A 1589-nucleotide genomic window follows, 5' to 3' on the forward strand; every position below is an offset into this window, starting at 1 on the left:
CCCGAAGCTCACGCCCACCTCGTCGAGCCCCCAGTCGCGCTCCACGCGCTCGAAGCGCAGATCGCCTAGGTTGCGGAACGCGAGGTTGCTCTCTTCCAGAACCGGGCTGGATCGCATCACTCGTCGCTGAGCCATCCGACTTTCAGCTCCCATGATGCGATCGAGAATATCCACATTGTGGTACTCTCGCACCATGCCGTTGGTGACGTGCAGATCGATCAGCCCGTCGCAGTCGAGATCCTCGAAGCGCACCGACCAAGTCCAATCGGTACGGGCTACTCCAGCCAGAAACGCCACCTCCAGCATCTTCTCCAGTCCCGTATTGAGATAGAGCGTATTGTGCATCTGCTGCGGCGCCTGGCGCTCAATCCGATTCGCCATTTCTCGCGCTCTGGATACAGCCATGCCGCGCTGGTCCTTTTCGTGCGACGTCGGAGCCATGTCAGCGACCAAAAAATCCATCGTGCCATCGCCATTCACATCGCCATAGTCCGATCCCATCGAATAATAGGGCATGCGAGGCACCAACTGGCGAAGCACATCTTCGAATGTTCCGTCCCCATTGTTTCGATACAGATTGTCAGGCATCGAGTAGTCGTTTGCCACATACAAATCCAACCAACCATCGTCATCGTAATCCCACCAGGAAACGGAATGCCCCGATGTCACCCCACCAATCCCCGCCGTCGCAGACGCATCCACGAAAAAGCCATCTCCCTCGTTGCGCAGCAAGTAGTCCTTCCTCCCCTCAGGACCCTCTATCGCGTTGAGCATGTTGGTCTGCACATAGACGTCCAGCCATCCATCGTTGTCGTAATCCGCGAAGGCGGCGACTCCACTCGCATCGCGAATCGCGAGGCCTCTCTTCTCCGCCTCATTCACAAAGGTGCCATCGCCCTGATTCACGTAGAGACGATTGGGAGCATCGAAACAGGTAACGTACAAATCGAGCCAGCCATCATTGTTCACGTCCGCAAAAACCGCTCCCTGATCCCAAACCTCTTCCACCGCTACGCGTTCCTCATCGCTGAACAAGCCAAGCAAGCGATCGGACCACGCCTCGCCATCATCCAGCAGCCCGGACGATTTTGTCACGTCTTCAAATCGCCAGTCACCAAGATTTCGATACAACTTCGATCCTCCTGTCTTGACCGCAAAAAAAACGTCAACTCGCCCATCGTTATCATAGTCTCCGACAGCCACTCCAGTTCCGATAGTGCCGAAAACCATTTCCTGATATCGGTCGCCCCACATGCGAGGATCGTCATAGCTATTCACCACATCGATACCGGTTCGTTCCGAAGAGAGCTTGGTGAACAGCGTATCTCCTTCCGCCGCGCTCCTCTGCTCAAGCTCCTTGACCTCCAATTCCGCCCGAATCGAAGTCGAGAAAACGAGTGCCAGGACACCGCCCCAGAAAACCTTAGGCCAATGCTTGGAAGAAAAAACCGATTCAGTCACGATGCTTGCCCCCTTCATTCTTTCGGCTCCCCTCGGGTCGACCGGAACGCCAGGGCCGGCTCGCCCCAGCGCGTCGCCACCACGTCGGCCAGGCCGTCGCCGTCGAAGTCGCCGCTCACCACGCTGGC

Annotated in this window: 1 protein-coding gene; it reads right to left on the bottom strand. The window is 57.0% G+C overall.

Going from position 1 to position 1589, the window contains the following annotated elements; all coding sequences use genetic code 11:
- A partial coding sequence (locus QEH54_RS22750; protein ID WP_309021030.1) for a VCBS repeat-containing protein occupies positions 1-1479 on the bottom strand: 1479 nt, incomplete at its 3' end.
- Between the last annotated feature and the right edge of the window lie 110 nt (positions 1480-1589).

Source organism: Pelagicoccus sp. SDUM812003 (assembly GCF_031127815.1).
Taxonomy (GTDB): domain Bacteria; phylum Verrucomicrobiota; class Verrucomicrobiia; order Opitutales; family Opitutaceae; genus Pelagicoccus.